Source organism: Sulfitobacter sp. PS-8MA (assembly GCF_040933935.1).
GTDB lineage: Bacteria > Pseudomonadota > Alphaproteobacteria > Rhodobacterales > Rhodobacteraceae > Sulfitobacter.
In genome coordinates this window covers 57,079-78,145 of the sequence record NZ_JBFQYJ010000006.1, presented here as the reverse complement: position 1 = coordinate 78,145, position 21,067 = coordinate 57,079, and the positions used below count along the sequence as shown (strand labels likewise).

The 21,067-nt window shown below is 58.0% G+C and carries 16 protein-coding genes; 6 read left to right on the top strand and 10 right to left on the bottom strand.

Annotated features, from left to right (window positions below; translation table 11 throughout):
• Positions 1–228: 228 nt before the first annotated feature.
• Complete coding sequence (locus AB4M76_RS04315) at positions 229–1,980, bottom strand: hypothetical protein (protein WP_368440584.1); 1,752 nt, start codon at positions 1,978–1,980, stop codon at positions 229–231.
• 951 nt (positions 1,981–2,931) lie between these two features.
• Between AB4M76_RS04315 and AB4M76_RS04310 the strand changes: the two genes are divergently transcribed.
• The 3 genes from AB4M76_RS04310 to AB4M76_RS04300 are packed head-to-tail and all read left to right on the top strand — an operon-like array spanning position 2,932 to position 7,036.
• Positions 2,932–3,711 (top strand): hypothetical protein, encoded by a 780-nt coding sequence (locus tag AB4M76_RS04310; protein WP_368440583.1) that lies wholly within the window; start codon positions 2,932–2,934, stop codon positions 3,709–3,711.
• Positions 3,708–6,050: a hypothetical protein gene (locus tag AB4M76_RS04305; RefSeq protein ID WP_348410770.1), complete on the top strand. Its 2,343-nt coding sequence runs from the start codon at positions 3,708–3,710 to the stop codon at positions 6,048–6,050. Before AB4M76_RS04310 ends, AB4M76_RS04305 begins: the two co-directional genes overlap by 4 nt.
• Complete coding sequence (locus AB4M76_RS04300; protein WP_348410768.1) at positions 6,050–7,036, top strand: ATP-binding protein; 987 nt, start codon at positions 6,050–6,052, stop codon at positions 7,034–7,036. The genes AB4M76_RS04305 and AB4M76_RS04300 overlap by 1 nt, the downstream gene beginning before the upstream one ends.
• A gap of 214 nt (positions 7,037–7,250) precedes the next feature.
• Here the strand turns inward: AB4M76_RS04300 and AB4M76_RS04295 are convergent, their stop codons facing one another.
• On the bottom strand, positions 7,251–7,712 hold the full coding sequence (locus AB4M76_RS04295; protein ID WP_368440582.1) for a MarR family winged helix-turn-helix transcriptional regulator: 462 nt from the start codon (positions 7,710–7,712) through the stop codon (positions 7,251–7,253).
• 165 nt (positions 7,713–7,877) lie between these two features.
• Between AB4M76_RS04295 and AB4M76_RS04290 the strand changes: the two genes are divergently transcribed.
• Together AB4M76_RS04290 and AB4M76_RS04285 are read left to right on the top strand one after the other, a co-directional pair.
• Positions 7,878–9,068, top strand: coding sequence for a hypothetical protein (locus AB4M76_RS04290; RefSeq protein WP_368440580.1), 1,191 nt, complete (start codon positions 7,878–7,880; stop codon positions 9,066–9,068).
• A 344-nt stretch (positions 9,069–9,412) separates the two neighbouring features.
• Positions 9,413–11,203: a histidine kinase N-terminal 7TM domain-containing protein gene (locus AB4M76_RS04285; protein WP_368440579.1), complete on the top strand. Its 1,791-nt coding sequence runs from the start codon at positions 9,413–9,415 to the stop codon at positions 11,201–11,203.
• A gap of 30 nt (positions 11,204–11,233) precedes the next feature.
• Here AB4M76_RS04285 and AB4M76_RS04280 read toward each other — a convergent pair whose 3' ends face one another.
• The 3 genes from AB4M76_RS04280 to AB4M76_RS04270 form a co-directional block, all read right to left on the bottom strand.
• Positions 11,234–11,941 (bottom strand): SDR family oxidoreductase, encoded by a 708-nt coding sequence (locus AB4M76_RS04280; RefSeq protein WP_368440578.1) that lies wholly within the window; start codon positions 11,939–11,941, stop codon positions 11,234–11,236.
• 75 nt (positions 11,942–12,016) lie between these two features.
• On the bottom strand, positions 12,017–14,257 hold the full coding sequence (locus tag AB4M76_RS04275) for a TRAP transporter permease (protein WP_368440576.1): 2,241 nt from the start codon (positions 14,255–14,257) through the stop codon (positions 12,017–12,019).
• An 83-nt stretch (positions 14,258–14,340) separates the two neighbouring features.
• Positions 14,341–15,321 (bottom strand): TAXI family TRAP transporter solute-binding subunit, encoded by a 981-nt coding sequence (locus tag AB4M76_RS04270; RefSeq protein ID WP_368440575.1) that lies wholly within the window; start codon positions 15,319–15,321, stop codon positions 14,341–14,343.
• Positions 15,322–15,614: 293 nt separating this feature from the next.
• Here AB4M76_RS04270 and AB4M76_RS04265 point away from each other — a divergent pair, with 293 nt between their 5' ends.
• On the top strand, positions 15,615–16,547 hold the full coding sequence (locus AB4M76_RS04265) for a LysR family transcriptional regulator (RefSeq protein ID WP_368440574.1): 933 nt from the start codon (positions 15,615–15,617) through the stop codon (positions 16,545–16,547).
• Positions 16,548–16,600: 53 nt separating this feature from the next.
• On the opposite strand, the gene AB4M76_RS04260 is transcribed toward AB4M76_RS04265, so the two are convergent.
• Genes AB4M76_RS04260 through AB4M76_RS04240 form a run of 5 tightly spaced genes read right to left on the bottom strand, consistent with a single transcriptional unit; the run spans position 16,601 to position 20,985 of the window.
• Positions 16,601–17,845: a Zn-dependent hydrolase gene (locus AB4M76_RS04260; protein WP_368440573.1), complete on the bottom strand. Its 1,245-nt coding sequence runs from the start codon at positions 17,843–17,845 to the stop codon at positions 16,601–16,603.
• 29 nt (positions 17,846–17,874) lie between these two features.
• Positions 17,875–19,158, bottom strand: a complete 1,284-nt coding sequence (locus AB4M76_RS04255) for a TRAP transporter large permease (protein ID WP_368440572.1) — start codon at positions 19,156–19,158, stop codon at positions 17,875–17,877.
• Positions 19,158–19,628, bottom strand: coding sequence for a TRAP transporter small permease (locus AB4M76_RS04250; RefSeq protein WP_368440571.1), 471 nt, complete (start codon positions 19,626–19,628; stop codon positions 19,158–19,160). The genes AB4M76_RS04255 and AB4M76_RS04250 overlap by 1 nt, the downstream gene beginning before the upstream one ends.
• The gene (locus AB4M76_RS04245) at positions 19,625–19,999 is read right to left on the bottom strand and encodes a cupin domain-containing protein (protein WP_368440570.1); all 375 of its coding nucleotides are present in this window, start codon (positions 19,997–19,999) and stop codon (positions 19,625–19,627) included. The genes AB4M76_RS04250 and AB4M76_RS04245 overlap by 4 nt, the downstream gene beginning before the upstream one ends.
• Positions 19,996–20,985, bottom strand: coding sequence for a DctP family TRAP transporter solute-binding subunit (locus AB4M76_RS04240; RefSeq protein ID WP_368440569.1), 990 nt, complete (start codon positions 20,983–20,985; stop codon positions 19,996–19,998). The genes AB4M76_RS04245 and AB4M76_RS04240 overlap by 4 nt, the downstream gene beginning before the upstream one ends.
• Between the last annotated feature and the right edge of the window lie 82 nt (positions 20,986–21,067).

Sequence of the window (21,067 nt, the reverse complement as noted above, 5' to 3'; positions counted from 1 at the left end):
AGTATATTGATATCGTTTATTTTTATGCGAGTTTAGATTTTCGTTTAGGCGATGCTGTCTCGTGCTATAGAGATTTTTCAGCTGTTTAGCATGACAGATGGGTTTGACTTATTGAGTGGATACAGAAACTTCGACTTACACGTCATCTCTGTTCGACAGACAGCCAACTGGGGGGCACTTGAGTGAATACCTTCTTCTGTGGTCAACAATTTGTCACTCTAACGAGCATTATTTCTCGCTGTCTGTATGTTTTGTCCAGGCCGTCTCCCAGACCCGCACCAAACCATCATTCATGCTCGCTTGAATGTCTTGCAGCCTTATCAGCTGTTCCTGCCTGCTTTGATATTCGGCAAGTATTTGGTCCGTGTAACTTTCTGGCGATGCTGGCTCAGCCTGGCCCCCAACCTTCTTGGGCTTTTTGGAAAGTATGAGGTTTTCGGGAAGATGGAAGCTTTCGATTTGCCCTATCGGAATTGAGGGACTTCGATCACCCGTAGCGAGTTTACGCCAGACTTCCCGAACAGCAGGCGTTAATAAATACATGAGCAACACTTTTGGGTCGCAATACATCGCATTGCGGTCTCTCGAGCTTCTTCTTCGTGGTCGAAAAATAAGAAGCGTTTGACTGGCCCAGATATTGGTGTCTTCGACATCCGTGGAGGTCACATATGTGACATGGCCGATTGGCCCCCGATGCGCGAACAAGATGTCACCTGGTTTGATGACCTGTTCTTCTAGTCCAATCGCCAAGGTCGAACGAACGACAATTTTCCGAAGCTCCCCGGTGATTTCGCCGTTTGCTGATATATTGCCAGCACGGACTTCCTGAATGGCGAACGTTCCGACCGGATCATGCTTTGTTGCTTTCGGCCGAATAATTTCGAATAGATCGGCCAGCCTATATTTTGCCGGGCGGAAAACGTTGTTAAAATGCTCCGCGAGATTTTGCCCACCGGCTGGACCTGTCACCAAATAGCGCGAAGGCTTTAATGTGTCGCCTGCCGAGCGAATATCGGAAACAGGAATAAATGCAGATTTTCTGCGATTTAATTTTCGCCCCTCCCCGGTTCTGCTAGGACGGCCGGATGTTGCAGCTACAGCCATTTGAATTTCTTCGTTCACTTGGCCCATTGGGTCGATTTCAATAAGAAAACGATGAGGCTGACCCGTTGTTAGTTCTGTTACCTTTCGCAATCGGAAGTGATCCAGAAGGTGCTGCCGAGCCAGAAGTCGCGACTGCTTTGTCGATGAAAGGAAATTTTCAGAGGTGAAAATCAAGGCTGAACCTTCGGTTTCACAAAGGTATTCAAGCATTACGCTTTCAAGATCGTATTTCCCGCGATCAACCGCCCGGGGAAGCCCTGATGCTCGAACGCTTTCTTCAAGGTGGGGCGCGTCAATTAATTTGAATTCTGCGGGAGGAAATGAGATTTCGAGATCGGGATGCTCTGTGTTCGGCTCGCCATCGTCAAAAAGCATGTCTGGCTTCCAAGGAGGGTTGGATTCCGTATAGACGGCTAAATTTAGAAAAAGTGATGCAAACGCAGCGAGTTCTTTGTCTGGACCAACACCTGCATATCTGACTTCACATCCCGAATGGGCAGGTTGGGTCATATGTGCATGCTGGAGGCAAATCAGAAGGCTTGGTGCGAAAGAAAACCGCAGTATTCTTTCATTTTGGCTAATCTGAAGGAGGTCAGTGACCAGCTCATCCTCCACTGCTTCTTTTTCGCCTATAGCATCCGAAATTAACACACAAACGGCGTCAAATCGTTGGATATGCTCCAAGCCGTCGAGGTGTCGGGAGAAATCTTCTAGGGCACCTCGGAACTGCGGATCATAAGGGGCGAGGCCAAATCGTTTTTCAAGACGTTCGAGTGCGGCTTTGTCTGCATCGCTTTTTCGCATCCCGATGGCAAATCGAAGCAGTCGGGTCAGACCTTCGCAGCTGCTTGTGTCAATCTCCGACGGAATTTGCATTTGTGGCGTCCCCTCTCGAAAGAACTTCTCACTGACCTTGTATGAAAATTCTGGGGTATGAAAGAACCAACCGAAAATTGCGCTTAACAGACATCTATCAGATGCTGATAGATGTCAATCAGCGTCGCAATTCGATCTCGCCGACTTGTGCGATTTTCGCTACCTTTTGAAGGTGAACTTCCCGTGCTGAGGTGTCCGGGAGACCAAAAGATGAATTTGTATGATCGTGATCGGTTGAGGCTTTCGAGCCAGATCTAGCAGCCCAGCTCTGGCTTCGCAGATAAAGAGAGGAGCAGAAAAGCAAGCATGCGCCAAAGTCGGAGCGGGATGAGAATCATATCAATGTTTCAGATAGGCCATGGACGAAAAGCGGAGATACGGATGGAAATCTCGGGACGGTAGCTGAAAGAGATTTTTAACCAACCAATTTTTTCGGAAGTGAATTCCGGCAGAGAGAAGGAAATCGGGCACGAAATCTAGTGCTACACACAGAGGAGGAAACTACGGCTTGCTACCCTGCCTTGTGGAAAAATAAACGAGTATAATTTTTATGTAAGCTAGTGAAAATATTAGTGAATATTCCATTCTGGCGTGGGAGGTGGTAATTTACAGACCAATGACAAAATCGAGCATTCGGGAGGTTAGAAAAATAAGGAGCGCTATGATGACGAACTACTAACACAAAAAAGCAGCTGACCCGCGTCAACGGATCAACTGCTTTCGGACAGCACTGAAACCATCCACTTTCTCATCGCAGACTTAAGCATATTTGGGTCCTGTGTTCAAGGTTTCTCTGTTCAGCCACCGCTTTCTATAACTCGCCACGTGCGGGAACGGAGAAGGCATGCGCGAATACCGACTGCCACTTCCTGTGGAGGGCAGGTTCTGCGCAATGCGATGACAACGACCGAATTTCCGGTCGGGGTATTACTCATTTCATAGGTTAACCCAATGCCCGCAAAGAAACGAAACTACGTCGATCATATCGATGCCGTTAAAGATAACGACACTTGGTTGTATGCGCCGCAGAAATTGCCGCGTATGAGCCCCATTGCACTGGATGAAATTCACGGGATGCTTGGATTTGACGGTGTCCGCAACCCGAGTTCACGCAGCAACACAAGTCATAAGTTCTTCATCCCATACCGGACAGCGGCGAATGACTGGGTCCCAAAGATTGGCATTACCGAGAGCGCGGCAGAGGCCGCCGTTGCACTGCAGCTACTAATGTCACGCAACGTCTACGACTTGCAGTTCCAACCACTTACTGTGGAATTCGAAGACGTAGATGGAGTTAAGCGCACATATACGCATGACTTGATGGCAACTTACACTTGCGGCCACCGTCGCTTCTTCTTCGTCAGAAACGAGGACAGCCTTATTAAGCCCATGACAACACTGCAAATTGAGGCCGTTCGCGCTGCGACTCCGGACACAGCGGCTGACGATATGATGGTTATCAACGCAAACGATTACACTCGGCAGCGGCGGGAGAATTTGTTCCGGATGTATTCATTTATGGCCAACCCTGATTGTGAGGCAGACGATGCCGTATGGCAGACGGCCCGCAGTTTGAGATCGCTGTATTATATGAAGGACCTGTTTCCGCATGCAGGCGTCTCGCAACGGCGTGCCTTTGGAGCCTGCTACCGGCTGGTGGCACAAGGTTTGCTTCACGCAAATATCGATCAGGTTCTTTGGGAGCACTCACATGTCGGAGTAGCAGCATGACTATTGTTCCGCGTTATAGTTTCTTGCCTGGCACAGAGATTACTTTGTTGAATCGGCCGATGGCGGTCACCGGGATCGCGGACAATGGATATTCCATGGTTGGTCTAGACGATGGAGTTGCCACCGTTGTTTCTTTTGATCGATTGGTTGAACACCTGAAGCTACCAGGAGCGAAAATCAATTCCGCGCAAGCCGCATCTGGGGGGCGTCCGGCGCAGCGCCTTGGCGGTTTTTTCTCGGCTAAGTCACTGGAAAACGAAAAGCAGAAGACCTTTGGACGGCTCCACCTCGCGATGTGCCAAGCCGTGGATATCTATGTTGCGAAGTGCAGGGAGAATGATCCGGCGTTTAATCCCTCTGGCCGCAAACTGGACACACCCGCTGCCCGCAAATTTATCGCTGCGCAAACCACACTTTTGTTGGGGGAACGGGTTTTTACCAAACCCCCAAGGGGAGGCGAACAGGTCAAGGGGCACCTCCTCTATCGGGGGCGCACAATCAATGCTTACTATCAGATCTACATCGATCTGGATCCCCATGACCGTTGTGCTGAAGCACTCGTTACTCTTCAGCACCTGCGAGGCAACAGAACCTCCCGTCTCCCAGTGATCCTTCGTAAATTGATGACCGAGGCATGGGAAACGATTGGCTTTGACAAAAAAGGTCCTTCGATCGCGAATGTTCACAATTACCTTGAGACCTCAGTCAAGGCATTGAATAGGAGCCGGAAACTTAATGATTTGCCGGAGCTTGTTGTCCCCTCGGAAAGAACTTTGCGGAAACATCGGGATTCCATCCTGACGCCGACTGAATATGCAATCTCTGTCGAAGGTCTCCGTGAGACTAAAAGAAAGAAAGGGCGGGGCAGCACAGATATTCGCGCCCTGATGATCGGTGAACTCTGCGGAATGGACGAGCAAAAGATGTCCATGGTGACCTCAGCGAAAGAGGAAGGTTTTTGGCATACGCTCACTGACGATGAACAATTTGCATACGAGGCCGCGGACAAATATATCCGCAAACGGCTCCACATGATCGTCATGTTTGATGTGGCCAGCCGCATGCCTCTTGCGTGGATCATTACAGAAAATCCCAATGCCGATGCGACCTTGGCGCTGCTTCGGATGGCGACCCGTGACAAGACCCGCGAACAAATCCGCTATGGTTGCATCAATGAAGCTGCCAAGGGATGCGGCCTGCTGCACTTGCGCAATGACAACGGGGCAGGTCTGCGCAACCGTGCCACTATTTCCGCGCTGATGGGGCTTGGAACGTTCAACGGCATTACAAGAACCTATTCTCCGACAGATCGCGCGCATGACGAGCGGTTCATTGGAACAATCGAGTCCAATTTCTTCAAGCTGATGCCTGGATACACTGGCCGTCGTCCAGGCGATGTGCCGGGCTATGATGCCATCCGAAACGGTGTGGTCGATGTGGAGATGCTGTATGGCATGCTGACCCGCTATCTCGTGGATGAATATCCATTTCAAAAGAACTACGGCGTAGGTATTTTCGGACGCCGCCCTTGGGACGTATATCAGGAGATCAACGAAACCCGTGGCCAGATAGAGGCCGTGGATCCTCATACGCGGCGTATCCATCTGGGCTGGGAGGTCAGCGCCACGCCATCCGATGAAGGTGTTCGTGTCTTCGAAGGCATCTGGTTCAACTCTGACGAATTGCAGGTTGCACGTGAGGAGCAATTTTTCAAAGGCAAGGTCAGCGTTTTCGTCGATCCGGATAATTTGAATATCGCGACGGTCCTTATGCCGGGCTTTCGTGATCCGATCGAAGTTACAATCCAGACGACCGCATTTGCAGACATGACTTTGGGCGAACTATTGCAACTCGTAGCTGAGTATCGCCGCGAGGATCCAGCGGTCACCGAGCTCTACGATGACCGCCTCTTGGAGGCACGCAGTCGGCGTTACAAGGATATCGCAACAATCGGTGTCGAACATAATCTGCCCCGCAGCTACTCCACGATTGAGGAGTGTAAGGCGCTGGCGAAAGCCGCCTTCGCTGGTGCTCGGACCATTCGGACACAGAGGCTTGCCGGAACGGCTCCCCTCGATTCTATCACAGAAATTGAACCGAATGAGGGGACCTTCTCACTGGGTGGGGAGCCATCGGTAATCGACGGGGTCGTCGATGATGCCTCCGAAATCACAAGCGACGACAGCAGTGAACAAAGTGGCCCGAAAACTCCTGTCGCTGAAGCTCCACAAGCACCTGCATTGGAAGATCTCGCACCCCCAAAGCGCTCCAAGCCCGGCTTGCCGAAAGGACAGTCTATGAAGTTCGCGCGCCCCTCCAATCTGAAGGAATTGAAATAATGTCATTTGTTAACATGGAAGCGGTTAGTATCAGGAAGCCTTTGAAGGAAGCTCGCTTTCCGTTTAACCGCGCGCAGTCACTTGAAGACGCCGTGAGCCGAGTTGCCACTGGTTACTTCACCGACGCATCTATCGGCGGCCGGTTCGAGACCCGGGGCGTTCTTGTAATTGGTGAATCTCGGCAAGGGAAATCGACTGAGATCGACGAGATGTTGAAGAAGTTTAACGACGGGACGACCATCATGCCCGATGGGCGCCCTGCCAAAATCGTTTCATGTCTCTTGTCCGGAAAGGTAACTTGGATGAGCCTCGGAACCGAGATTTTGGATGTCTTGGGTTATCCACTCAGGGGACGTCGTAACCAAGATTACATCTGGTCAAAGGTCCGGAAATATGCAGAAGAACAAGGCGTTATTGGAATTCATTTTGATGAGTGCCAACATGTTTTCACTGAGGGGGATAGCAAAACTAACCATAAATTTCTCGATAGTTTCAAATCACTGCTCAAAGATCATCGGTGGCCTCTGATGTTGATTTTCTCGGGTGTCCCAAGCCTTGCGCTTCAGATCCGCAAAGAGGAACAACTTTTCACGCTTCTGGAGCCTGTGCGCTTTGAAGGGATTAACTTGTCATCAAAGACGGATGAAGAGGAATTGGTTCATCTCGTATTTAGCTATTGTGACAAAGCCCAGTTGGAATTTGACGACTTCGAAATGGCGGATTTTCTCGCGAGACTGGTCTTTGCTGGCTGTCAACGTTGGGGCCTTGTAATCGAACTGCTGATCGAGGCATTAAGTTTGGCTTTGTTGAAGGGCGATAAAGTCTGCAAGATCGCCCACTTTGCTCAAGCGTTTTCCCAAATCTCTGGCTCGCCGTTAGGGTATTCTCCCTTTACCATGCCGAACTATCAGGACAATTTCGATCAGGAAAAGCTGTTCGTGATGTATGAAAAGACGCGCACCAAAAAGACGCCCAAGAAGAAGTAACTTACCTACAGCCGTGTAAATCGAAGGCTCGCACTAAGCGGGTCTTTTTTTGTGCCTTTTATTCGTTGTGCAAGGTTATGGTTCGGGCGTGCATGGTTATGCCACACCTCTCTTTCTGAATTCAAATTTTTTACGCTATTTCAACATCTTAAAGATTATTCGAATTGACGCGAATCATCCAAGTGTGCAGGCTTATGCCGTATCCACACCTGCGCTACGTCAATGTCTCCGACCGCTGCAGCCGCGGATCGCCCGCGATCTTGCGGCAGAGGCTCAGGAAGACCTCCCGCTCCGCGTCGGTCAGGCTGCCGAACATTTCAGTCTGCCGCGCCAGTGACTTGGCCTCGATTTCGCGCAGCAGCGCCGCCCCCTTTGCCGTCGCATAGAGCAGTTTCGCCCGCGCATCAGCCGCGCATATTTCCTCGCGCACCAGAGCGCGATCGATCAGCAGCCGCACCACCCGGCTGATCGAATTCTGCGGGCGCGGGAACAGATGCTGGATGTCCTTGCTCCGCAGCCCCGGGAAGGAGGTGATCGCATAGAGCGCCGACCAGGCATGCACCGGCATGTCATATTCCCGCTCGATATAGCGGCTGGTGACCTGATTGTTGCTCAGCACGATATAGCTCACCGCCATCAGGTAGCGCAGGTCTCCCTGAAACGTCTGATCAAGCATCCTCTGGCCCGGATCACAGCTCTCGTTCACTTTTATTACCCCGCCCTGCACACAAACAGAATTTAACCTTGCAGAATACATCCATATGGAACAATCGTTGCGCGCGGTCGGCCCTGCGGCAGGCGCAGAACCGCCAAACGTAGTTGCCACCTAAGGATTTTCTTTATGCCACAGTTAGTTGCCTTCTCCATACTTGCGGCCATTCTATACATAGGCGACGTGCTGTCGACACGAACGAAATCCTGGCTTCCCTCGGTCTTCGTCTGCGCGGTCCTGTTCCTGCTGGGCTATTGGACCTTCTTTCCCAAAGACATCGTGGCCATTGCCGGGTTTCAGACGCCGATTGTCTATCTGGCGATTTTTCTGCTGATCACCAATATGGGCACGCTTCTGTCGGTGCGTGAGCTGATGGCGCAATGGAAGACCGTGGTGGTCGCGCTGGCGGGGATCGCGGGGATCATCGCCCTGCTCTTTACCCTGGGTCTTTTGGTGCTGGACTGGGAGACGGTCGTGGTCGGGGCGCCGCCGCTGGTGGGCGGGGTCGTCTCGTCATTGATCATGTCACAGGCCGCGGCCGAGGCCGGGCTGACCAGCCTCTCGGTGCTGGCGATCCTGATCTATGTCATGCAGGGCTTCGTCGGCTATCCGCTCACGGCGCTCATGCTCAAGCGCGAGGGCAATCAGGTGCTGCGCCGCCACCGGGCGGGCGATTGGGCCGGCGGAAGCGATCTGGCCCCCGCCGCCACCCCCAACGCGCCGGCGCCCGCGCGGCTCTTCGCGAGACTGCCGGAGGCCTATAACACCTTTTACTTCAAGTTTCTGCGCCTGGGTCTGGTCGCCCTGCTGGCCTGGGGCACGTCCCAACTGGTGGAGCCGCTGTTCACCATCAGCCCCTTTGTCCTCTGTCTGATCTTCGGCGTGATCGCCACCTCGCTTGGCTTTCTGGAGCGTGAACCGCTGCGGTCGGCCAATGCCTTTGGCTTTACGATCCTTGTGCTGATGGTCTTTATCTTTGACGGTCTGAAACGGGCGACGCCGGATATGCTGGCCGAACTGGCCCTGCCCATGATCGCGCTGATCGCCATCGGGATCTTCGGGATGTATGTCTTTTCCTTCATCGCGGGCAAGCTCCTGGGGATCAGTGCGGCGATGGCTTTCGCCTGTTCTCTGACCGCGCTCTACGGCTTCCCGGCGGACTATGTGATCACCAAAGAGGTCGTGAATGCCCTGACCGAAGATCAAGTCGAACGGGAGGTGCTGACGGCCCATATGCTGCCGCCGATGCTGGTCGCGGGTTTTGTGACCGTGACGATGGTCTCGGTGGTCATGGCGGGTATTTTCGCAGGGCTTCTCTGATCCCGTAGTCTGGCCGCTCTTTCGGGCGATGGGACACACAGGGCAACGCCGGGTGGGGCAACTCACCCGGCGTTTTGCCTTTATCGGCGGGGCGCCGCCAATTCCCTTTTGCTTTCGTCACGCTTCCAGCCCGCCGCGCCGGGCAATTACGGGTGAAATGGCGCGCCAAACAGCGCGCCCGCGAAAGGGGCCCCAATGCGCCTTCAGACGGCATCAGCAGAAAATCGTTAACCTTTTCAGCGGGTTTTCCGAGAATTTCCGCAATAAACGACCATGCAAAGGTCAAACTTCTGCCCAAATGCCATGCTGATCTACCGTCATTAAATTAAAGTCGAAGGTTTTTTATGTTCACCTGTTTTGAAGGGCTCCTCGACGCCCCCGTATATTTATACGCCCTCGTCTTCAGCATCCTGGCCACCGCCGTGATGTTCTGGACCCTGCGACTCCAACGGTTTCCCGGCAAACATTATTGCATGTTGACCTATATCGGCGTGATCTGGACCCTGATGATGGTCGGCTCCGACGGGGCGACCCCCGTGCCTGCCTGCAAGCAGTTCTACTCGGCGCTGACCTGGCTTGGCTATGCGATGGCGCCCGTGGCATGGTGCTTTTTCACCTTTGCCTATGTGCATAGCGCAGACGGGCTTCGGCGGCGCGAGAAAACCCTGGCGCTGATCCTGCTGCCACTCACGATCTTTACCTTTGTGGCGACCAACAGCTGGCACCAGCTGGTCTATATCGACGTGGCAAACGCCCCCCCGGGCGCGGCGCAATACCGGCATGGCCCCGGCTATTACCTTATTGTCGCGGTGATCTACCCCTTTGTCATGGCGACGCTTTATTGTCTCTTGCGCGCCTATGGCAGAGCCTCACCGGCGGCCTGGCCGCTGCTGACCATGTTGATCGCGATCACGGTCACACCGCTGGTGACCAATTCCGCCTATGTGCTCTTCGGCTTCACCGTCTATGGGCTCGACCCCACCGCCCTGACCTTCGCGCTCGGCATTCTTGCGTTTTCCTGGCTGGCGCTTGCGAACAAGACGATGGACATGCCCACCGTCGGGCAATCCACGCTGTTTGACCGGATGAGCGAGCCCGTGGTCCTGCTCGACCGGCAGCGCCGGGTGGTGCGGTCCAATGCGGCGGCGCGGGACAGTGGCCTGCTGACCCATAGCCAGCTTGGCCCCGATCTGCTCACCGGGATCGACCGGCTCGCGCAGCAGGGCACCGCACAGATCACCTGTGGCGCGCGGATCTACGAGCCGCGTGTTCAGCCCATTGACGATCCCCTGAACCCCGAGGGCGCGGGCATCGGCTGGAGCGTGACTTTCGTCGATGAAACCGACCGTATCGCCGCGACCCATGCGCTTGAAAAAGCGCTGCAAAACGCGGATGACGCCAATCGGGCAAAGGATGAATTCATTTCTGTCGTCAGCCACGAGCTGCGCACCCCGCTCACGTCGCTCAAGGGCGGTCTGGCCCTGGCGCTGAGCGGCAAGCTGGGCGCGATGGACGCCCAGGTTCGCGGCTCGCTCAACATTGCGCACCGCAACGGGCTGCGCCTGTCGCGGCTGGTGGACAATATCCTGCTGGCGCAAAAGCTCGATGTGCAGGCGCTGAACCTCGAATGGCAGCCGGTGGACCTGCACCGGCTGCTGACGGAGAGCCTTGAGGAAAACCAGATGTTCGCCGAAGAACGCGGCGTGCGGCTTGTCACCGGGCAGATCGACGCGCCCGCCGTTGTCTTGGGCGACGCATTTGCCATTCGGCAAGTGGTCGACAATCTGATCTCCAACGCGATCAAATTCTCTGAAAAGGGCGGTGTCGTCGAAGGTGTGTTGCGCGCCAATGACGGTCAGGTGCGCCTGTCGATCAGCGATCAGGGCCGCGGCATCCCCGCGGGCAGCGAGGAGGAGGTATTTGGCCGGTTCGGACAGGTCGCGGATGGGGTGCAGAAGTCGACCCAGGGCTCAGGGCTGGGGCTGCATATCTCGCGCCAATTGGCGCGGCAGATGGCGGGCGATCTGTTTTATGAAAGCACCCTTGGCGCCGGCTCCGTGTTTCACGTGGAATTTGGCGTGCAGTCCAATCAGGACGGTGCGCCGCGTTCCGGCCGGATGCAAAAGGCGGTCTGACCGCGCGGCCCTCAGCGCGGCCAGTTGTGGTTACAATTCGATGCGGATGTCGTGAATCCACAGTTTCGGGGGCCGCGACAGGACAAAGACCACCACATCGGCGAGATCATCCGGCTCGGTGAAAATATGGTTCGGCACCTCTTCGCCCGCCTTGGCGAACATCTCGGTATTGGTGCCGGACTGGTAGAGGCCGCCGACGCGCACGCCGGTCTCGGCCTCATCCGCTTTCAGCACTTCGGTAAAGCCGCGCACGCCGTATTTCGTGGCGGTATAGACCGACTGCCCCGCCTGCGCCACGACGCCGGATTTCGACACGACATTGAGGATGATCGCCGCGTCATTCTCGCGCAGGTCGGGCAAGAGGGCCTGTGTCATCTGCATCAGCCCGGTGAGGTTGGTCTGCACCGTGGCCTGCAACATCTCGGGCGCGATCGTGTCGAGCGGCCCGGCCTTGTGCCAGATGCCCGCGTTGTTGATGAGGATATCGAGCCCGCCGAAGCTATCGCGCATCTGTGCCGCCACATCCGCAATTGCAGCCGGGTCTTGCAGGTCGCAGGTCAGCGGCAGCGCCTCGGGCGCGCCGGCCTTTTTGCAGGCTTCCGCCACCGCCGCCAGCCGTTCGGCATTGCGGCCCAGAATGGCCAGCCGCGCGCCGGTGGCGGCGAGTTTGAGGCAGATGTGCTTGCCGATGCCATCGCTGCCACCGGTCACCAGAATTCGTTTGTCGCGCAGTTCCATTGGGGGTCTCCTATGTTGACGCGGCCCTAGCGTGAAGCGCCGCGTCCTTCAATGAGCAACCCCGTTCCTACGCGGTCAGTCGCTGCCGCGCACCGCGATCTGCGCATCCGGCGCCGGGCGGAACTTCCACTGGATGGCATAGAGCGCGGCGGCGATGGCAATGCCGATGATGTCGGTCAGCAGCCCGCCCGCGATCATGCAAAGTGCGCCGATGATCAGCCCCATCCGGATGAACCACGCAGCCCCGCTGCCCGCGAACCAGCCCTGCATGCCCGAAGACAGCAGATAGACGCCAAAGATCGCGGTGACGCCGGCGCGGATCACCTCGAACCACGTCCCGTCCATCAGGATCGCGCCGTTGTAGAAGAACATGAAGGGCACGATGAAGGCCGAGATGCCGATCTTGAAGGACGCCACCGAGGTTTCCATCGGGTTGGCCCCCGAAATCCCCGCCGCCGCATAACTCGCCAGCGCCACCGGGGGCGTGATGGCCGAGACCACGGCGAAGTAGAAGACAAAGAAATGCGCGGTCAGCAGCGGAATGCCCAGTTGCACCAGACCGGGGGCCACGACCGAGGCCGCCACCGCATAGGCCGCCGTGGTGGGCATGCCCATGCCGAGCAGGATCGCGATACACATGGCAAAGAACAGCGCGAGGAATTGGCTCGCTTCGGCCAACCCGAGCAGCACCGAGGAGAAGCGCGCGCCGACGCCGGTGAGGCTGATGACGCCCACGATGATCCCCGCACAGGCGCAGACCGCGATGATCTGGATCGACATGATGCCCGCCAGTTCAAACGCCTTGACGATGCTGCGCAGCCCCATGCGGTAGGGTGTGAGCCAGGACACCACGGCCGCCGCAGCCGTCGCCAGCGTGCCCGCCCGGATCACCGAATAGCCCATGAAAAGCGCGTAGATCAGGATGATGATCGGGATGAACAGAAACACCCGGCGCATCATGTCCTTGAGCTTGGGCAGCTCGTCCGAGCGCATGCCGCGCATGCCAAGCTTGGCGGCTTCGAAATCAACCATGAAATAGATCGACACGAAGTAGAGCACCGCCGGGATGATCGCGGCCACGGCAATGTCAGTATAGGGAATGCCGGTGATCTCGGCCATGATAAAGGCCCCTGCCCCCATGATCGGCGGCATGATCTGCCCACCTGTAGAGGCCCCGGCCTCCACCGCGCCGGCGGTGCGGGCCGGGTAGCCGACCTTTTTCATCAGCGGAATGGTCAGTGAGCCCGTCGCCACCACATTGCCCGCCGAGGTGCCGTTGATCATCCCCATCAGGCCCGAGGCAAAGATCGCCACCTTGGCCGGCCCCCCGCGCGAGCGGCCCGCAGCGGCAAAGGCGAAGTTCACGAAATAATCGCCCACTTTCGACGCCTGCAGGAAGGCCGCGAAGATGATGAAGAGGATGATATAGGTCGAAGACACCGCCGTGGTTGGCCCCAGAATGCCCGCATCGGTGTAGACCTGGCTGAAGAAACGTGTCCACTGGATGTTGGGCGCGTTCAGAAAGCCGGGCAGCATGTCCCCGGTGAAGACATAGATCAGGAAGATGCCCGCGATCACGATCAGCGCCAGCCCCGCAACGCGGCGCGTGAGCTCCATAATCAGCGCGACACCGGCGACAGCGGCCAGCGAAATGCCGATGGGCGCGAAGGGCGTGCCGGTCGAATTGCGCATCAAGGTGCCGTAGATGGTGATCAGATAGACCGCCACCGCCACCCCGCAGAGCGAGAGCAGAATATCGGCAGGCGTCACCTGCCCGCGTTCGCGGGTGCGCAGCCAGCCCACCACGATACCAATGGCGGTGGCGGCAAGCAGCGGCAGCCCGTAGTGGTAAATCTCAAGGGTCTTGAACTCGGGGCTCATCCCGTTCCACTGCGCCCCCCCCGCGATCTGGGCGGCGATGCCCCAAGCGGTCCAGAGCGCGTAGAGCGCAGGCAGCAGTGCGGCCAGGGCCAGCAGGTCCAACGGATGCCAGCCCTGCGCGCTGCCCTCTTCGGGAAAACGCCGCGCGGAATAGAGTGTGAAGCCAAGGATCAGCGCGCCCGCGATATGCACGATGCGGAAATTCCAGGTCTCCATCGGGAAGGTCGGCAGAAGCGGGATGCGCAGCCCGGTCCATTCGTAGATCGACAGGCCATTCAGCGCGGCAACGTGGAAAAAGGCATAGATGGCCGAAATGGTGGCCATGACCATATAGCCGCGCCCGGTGAACAGGCGGCGGTTGCTTTCGACAGGTTCGTCATCCACCCCTTCGGCTACGATCGGGCTTTGCGCGTCGGCGCTGTGCTGGTCTGTCATGGAAGCTCCTTTTCCCGATTGTCGCGCGGGGCCGCGAAACATGCCGCCCCTTTAGGGGCGACATGCGATCTGCGCAAGACGGCTTAGTTGCCGTGGATCATATCATCCGCGATGTCGGCATCTGCGTTTTCCTTGAACCAGGCCGCCGCGCCGGGGTGCCATTTCAGAACGGTGTTCTTGTCCCAGTTCTCAGGCAATGTGGTCGCCGCCGCCTTGTGAATGCCGACCATACGCTCATTGTCGGACATCACGACATCGACGACCTCCTTCACGAAAGACTCCGGCAGGTCACAATTGGCGATGGCAAAGTTCCACATGGAAACCGACCGCGCGCCCTCTTCCAGCGTGCTATAGGTGCTGGCGTCGATGGTGAATTCGGAGACCGGGAATTCTTCCAAGAGCTTGGCCTGCTCTTCCTCGGTGAACTCGATGATGTTCACATCTGTCTGCACCTCAAGCTGGCTGACCGCTGGCACCGGCACGCCGGCGGCAAAGGCGATCACGTCCAGCAGACCGTCTTGCAACTGACCACCCAGATCGGTCCAACCGCCGTTGCGGCGCTCATAGTCCACGCCAAGCGTGTCCATCATGCGCGGAAAGTAGGTGTCCGAGGTGGAGCCCGCCGGGCCAAAGCCGATCTTGGCACCCGCCGGAATGTCGGAGACGCTTTCAATGCCCGAAGAGGCCAGCGCAGTCACCGAGAAGGGCGTCTGATACATCGGGAACATGGCACAGGCGTTGGTCATCTCCAGCCCCGGTGCGATCGGGTTCGTCCCTGCCAGCGATTCTGCTGCGGGGCCCATTGTGGTCATGCCGAAAGCCGCCTCGCCCGTGTGGACCAATGCCATGTTCTGCATTGGGCCGCCGGTGACTTCGCCGCCGCCAGTGAGGCCCAGCTCTTTGGCCACAAGGTTCGCCCAGCCGGAACCGTAAGCAAAATAGGTGCCGCCCTGGCTCGCCGTGCCAACGGTAAAGCTGCTGGGCCAGTCGGACTTATCAACGTCCTGCGCAAAGGCGGCGCCAGCGAGCATCGTGCTGGCGGCGAGGATTGCAGTGAGTTTCATAGGTATCTCCCTTGTTTAATCGACGACGCATAGGACCGGCCTCTGCATCAGACCTTTCGGACTTACACATTCATTTAGCGCCACTGCAACGGCTGATGACAAGGAAAAACATGGCGCTGGCTGGTTGGCCGCGGGAATGAGAAGACGCAATGACGAGGCGCGCGCCGGCGGGCATCCTTAGGCAAGCTCTGGTCTAAGGCGCGCAAGGCTGGCAATACTAACTGCGGGCAAGGCGGCGTCTCACGCTGCTTCGGACAGGCCCAGCACCACGGCGAAACGGGGGATAATACAGGGTGATCACGCAGACGCGCTCCGATCTGAACTGGAACCTTTTGCGCATGTTTTACATGATCGCCAAGGAACAGGGCATCACCAAAGCCGCCAAACGTCTGGGGCTAAGCCAACCTTCGGTCAGCAATGCCCTGCGCCGGCTTGAGACGCAGTTGGACTGTCAGCTCGTCTACCGCGACAGCCGCCATTTTGAACTGACCCCACGTGGCGACCGAATTTTTCAGGAATGTCGCGAGATTTTCCACAGTGCAGAGCGCATCAACCTGCTGATCCGCGACGCAAAGGAAGAAGAGCGCGGTCAGGTGCGCTATCAGATTATCAGCAACCTCGTCTCGCCCATGCTGGACGAATTGCTGCGGCTTTACCACCAGCGCTACCCTTCGGTGGCCTTTCAAAGCGAAGTGCAAAACAGTCAGGCGATTGTGCGGGCGATCCAACAAGGGCGCAGCACCATCGGCTTTTGCCTGCTGGCCAAACCGTTGGTAAACCTGCCATCGATCCGCCTGTTCCGCGAGGAGTTTCGTGTGTTCTGCGGGGCCGAGCACCCGCTGTTCGGCCAGGAAACCGTCGCGCTGCGCGATCTTCAGCGCGAGCCCTTTATCAGCTTTGCCTGCGCGACCGAAGGCATGGGGCTTGAGCCGATGTCGGTGCTGCGCGAAGGCACGCGGTTGGGGGATCGGATCAACGGGCTTAGCACCAATATCGAAGAGGTGCGCCGGATGATCGTCGCAGGGCTCGGCATCGGTATCCTGCCGCTGAAGACCGCCCAAGACGACATCCGCCGGGGCGATCTTTGGCCGCTACAAATCACCGATGAGCCGATTGGCGCGGATGTCTATTTGGTCCACGCGCCGGTTGAAAAACTCGCGCCCTCTGAGCGGAAATTCGTCGAAATCGCGCAAGAGCTTTTAACGCTCTATCCCGAAATGACCTGAGCCTGCGCCAGTCGCCCCCAAAGGCAACCAGCGCAGAGCCATCCATCGCGGACTTAGCGGTCAGCCCGTTTGACCACCGCATGTAGCAGAATGTTCAATCCGGCGACAAAATCCTGCGGGGTGGCGTTTTCTTCGTTGTTGTGGGTGATGCCGTTTTCACAGGGGGCAAAGATCATCGCGGTCGGGCAATGGGTCGCGAGAAAATAGGCGTCGTGACCGGCCTGACTTTGAATGTCGCGCCAGTTGTAATCCATGCGAATGGCCTCATCGCGGATGCTGTCGACCAGTTCGCGATCAAAGATGTCGCCGCCCCATTCCCATTCATCCTCGACCTGCGCTTCGCATCCGCAACGTGCGGCGGCTTCAAACAGGCTGCGACGCATTTTCTCGGCCATGGCGCGAGTGGTGATCGGATCGGGGTGGCGCACGTCGCAGACCGCCTCGGCGGTGTCCGACAGGATGCCCGGCTTGTTGGGCCATGCGGTCAACCGCGCCGCTGTCGCCTTGCCGTCATGCACCGCGAAATCCCAGCCGATGTCATCCACCGCCGTAAGCCAACGCGCCCCGGCAGCGAGCGCATTCTTGCGCAGGTCCATCGGGGTCGGACCTGTGTGCGCGGTCTGCCCTTTGAACGACGCACGCATCCCGCGCACCGGGTAGCCCCCGGTGACAATGCCGACCTGCCGCTTCTCGGCGTCCAAGATCGGCCCCTGCTCGATATGCAGTTCGAAATAGGCGTCGATCTCTCCGGCTTCGCAGGCCCGTGTGCCCTTATAGCCGATGCGCTCCAACTCATCGCCAAAGCGCGCGCCATCATCCGCGATCAAATCATGCACCCAGTCGATATCATATTTCCCGACAAAGCAGCCCGAGGCGACCATCGGCGGCGAGAAACGCGCGCCTTCCTCATTGGTCCAGTTCACCACCACGATGGGACGTTTGGTGACATGGCCCGCGTCGTTCAGGCTGCGGATCACCTCAAGCCCGGCCAGCACCCCCGCGATCCCGTCAAAGCGGCCGCCGTTGATCTGCGTGTCAAGGTGGCTGCCGATCAGAATGGGCGGCAGGTCATTGTCCTGGCCCGCGCGGCGGCCAAAGATATTGCCCGCGGCATCCACCTCCACATCCAGCCCGGCCTCTTTGCACCATGCGCAAAACAGGTCGCGCATCTCGCGGTCGGCATCGCCCAGCGTCAGGCGCGACAAGCCGCCGGGGCGGCCTTTGCCGATCTCGGCAGAGGCTTCGATGGTGGACCAAAAACGGTCAAGATCAGCGCGGGTTTCATCGGTTATCGGCATGTCAGGAATTCTTTCTATTTGCCCCGGGATCAGAACAGGATCCCGGGAAGATCGGTAATAAGGGCGGGGAACAGCACGAGGAGCAGCAGCACCCCGACCATCACGCCCAGAAACGGCACAAGATACTTGAACGAGGCGCTCAGCGGGATTTCCCCGACCCGGCAGGCGGCCATAAGATCAATCCCCAAAGGCGGCGTATTGGCCCCCACGGCGAGGTTGATCGTCAGCAGAATCCCGAAATAGACCGGATCAATATCGTAATGCCCAAGGATCGGCAGGAAGACCGGCGCGAGGATCAGAATGATCGCGATGCTCTCCATAAAGGTGCCAAGGATCAGCAGCACCAGCATCATCAGCAAAAGCGCCACGGTGCCGCTTTCGGTGGCTTGGGTGATCCCGGCCACGGCCATCTGCGGCACCTGCTCTGCGGCCAAGATCCAGCCAAAGACCGAGGCCGATGCAATGACCAGAAGGATCACGCCGGTCATCTCCGTCGTCTCGCGCAGCAGCCGCAGCAATGTGGCGAGGGACAGCGCCCGGTAAACAAAGACCCCGATGAACAGCGCATAGGCCACGCCGATCCCGGCGGCCTCTGTCGGCGTGAATATCCCCAGACGGATGCCGCCCACGATGATCACCGGCGCCAGCATCGCCAGAATGGAGCCTTTCGCCGCCCGGCCCAACTCGGCCCAAGAAAACGGCTCGCCGCCCTGCCAGCCGTTGCGGCGCGAAATCCACCAGGCGACGAACATCAGCCCCAGCCCGAGCAGGATGCCGGGGATGATCGCGGCCACGAACAACTGGCCGATGGAGCTGTTGGTGGCGGTGCCATAGACGATCAGCACGATCGACGGCGGGATCACGGTGCCCAGAGAGCCCGCGCAGCCCAGGGCCGACGCGCTAAAGCCGGGCGCATAGCCCTGATCGCGCATGGCCGGCAGCATCATGGTGCCAATGGCCACCACATCCGCCACGCCCGAGCCCGACAGCGAGCCGAACATCATACAGGCGATGATCATCACCATGGCGAGCCCGCCGGTCCGCCGCCCGATCAGCGCCGAACACAGGGCGATGATCCGCGGGGCCAGCCCGCCGTGGACCATCAACAGACCCGCCAGCAGGAACAGCGGAATCGCCAGCAGGGTGAAACTGTTGATCCCCGAGACCGCGCGCTGCGCGACCACGATCATCGGCGCGGCATCGGCAATCAGAAGGTAGAACATGGAGGACAGGCCAAGGGCCACGGCGATGGGCGCGTCGAGCAGCACAAGCACCACGAAGACCACCAAGAGCAAAGCAAGCGCGAGGCTCATCAACGGCCCCCTTTCAGGACAAGACCCACCAGCGCCACGCCGCAGCAGACCGGCAGTGAAAGATAGAACAGCCCCACCGGCAGCGACAGCGCCGTGGTCTCATGTGACCATGTCATCTGGGTAAGCTTCCAGCCGGTCCAGAAAAACACCGCCAGAAACACAAAGCTCGCCAGCCAGGCCAGGAAGCCCAGACCGCGCCGCAGGTTTTCGGGCAGAGAGATCAGATCAAGCAACCCCGCGCGAAAATGCGTGCCGCGCACAAAGCCCGAGATCGCGCCCACGAAGGTCAGCCAGACCAGCGCCAGACGGGGCATTTCCTCGGCCCAGCGGGGGGTTGAGGAAAACAGATAGCGCGAGATCACCACATAGACGACCATCGCGGCAAAGCCCGCCACCAGCGCGGCGCCGAACCAGCGCGCGGCGCGGTCAATCCCGCTGGCCCCGCGCAGCCTCCCCGTCTCAAACATCATGTCTGCAAAAATCCTTCTGGTCCGCGGCACAGGCTGCATTCGTCGCAATAGGCCGCCACCACGACCCATTCATCCGAGATCACCTCGACCGTGTGATCCAGACCCGGCGGCAAGCGCACGGCGGTGCCTTCGGTCATGTGGTATTCCTCGCCCCCGGCCCGCAGGATCGCCTCGCCTTTCAAGGTCAGGGTCACCTCATCGCGGGGATGCGAATGGGCCGTGGATTTGGCCCCTTTCTTACCGGTGGTCACCGCCAGTTTGATAAAGCCCTCGCCGCGCACTGCCGGTGAGAACAGCACCTTTTGCGAGAAGTCGAAAAGTTGCACCGGCTCGACCGATGCAACTTGGGTTATCTCCGGCCGCAGGGTCATTTGCGGTAGGTGTTCAGGATGGAGAGCAGCTCTTCGCCATAGACGTCCTGCTGGCTTTCCCAGATCGGCGCGACGGCTTCCATAAAGGCGGCTTTGTCGACCTCGTTAAAGCTCATGCCTTCGGCTTTGAGCTTTTCGATCAGCTCGTCATTGGCATCGGCCACCATGTCGCGCTGCTTAAGCCCCCAGCTTGTCGCCGCCTCGGCCACGATCGCCTGATCCTCGGGCGAGATCTTGTCCCAAACCGATTTCGACATGGTCAGAGTTGCCGCGCCCCAGATATGTTCGGACAGCGAGACATATTTCTGCACCTCGAAAAAGGACGCCGAATAGATGATCGCAAGCGGGTTTTCCTGCGCGTCGAACAGACCCTGTTGCAGGGCGGAATAAAGCTCACCAAAGGACAGCGGCGCAGGCTCGGCGCCCAGCGTTTCAAAGGTGGCCAGACGCACTTTGTCGGGCGTGACGCGGATTTTCAGACCGGAGAGGTCTTCGGGCTTTTCAATCGGGCGCACATTGTTGGTGATGTTGCGGAAGCCATTTTCCCACCAGCCCAGCACCTTGATGCCCTTGCTGTCGAGCATATCGGCCAATGCGCTGCCCAGATCGCCGTCCAGCGCGGCAAAGGCCTGTTCGCGCGAGGCCCAGGCATAGGGCATTTCGATGATGCCCATGCGCGGCTCAACCCCCTGGAACGAGCCCGAGCCGATCAACCCGGCCTGCACGGAGCCGAATTGCAGCCCCTCGATCACTTCCTTCTCGCTGCCCAACTGGCCGGAGGGGAAGACTTCGATCTCCACCCGGCCGTCGGTGCGGGTATTCACTTCGTCGGCAAAGCCCGTGGCCGCCGCATGCCAGCTGTGGCTTTCGGGCAGGACATGCCCAAGGCGGATGGACACATCCGCAGCAAGGGCAGCGACGGGGGCAAGAAGCGCAAGGCTCGCGGCCATCACGCCGCTCTGAATCAGAGTGGTCGGAAATTTCACGGTATCTCTCCTGTTGTGTTGTATTGCGGGGAGAGAATACCGGTTTCCCATTCTGTGCAAATAGCCTCTCGCTATAGCACGC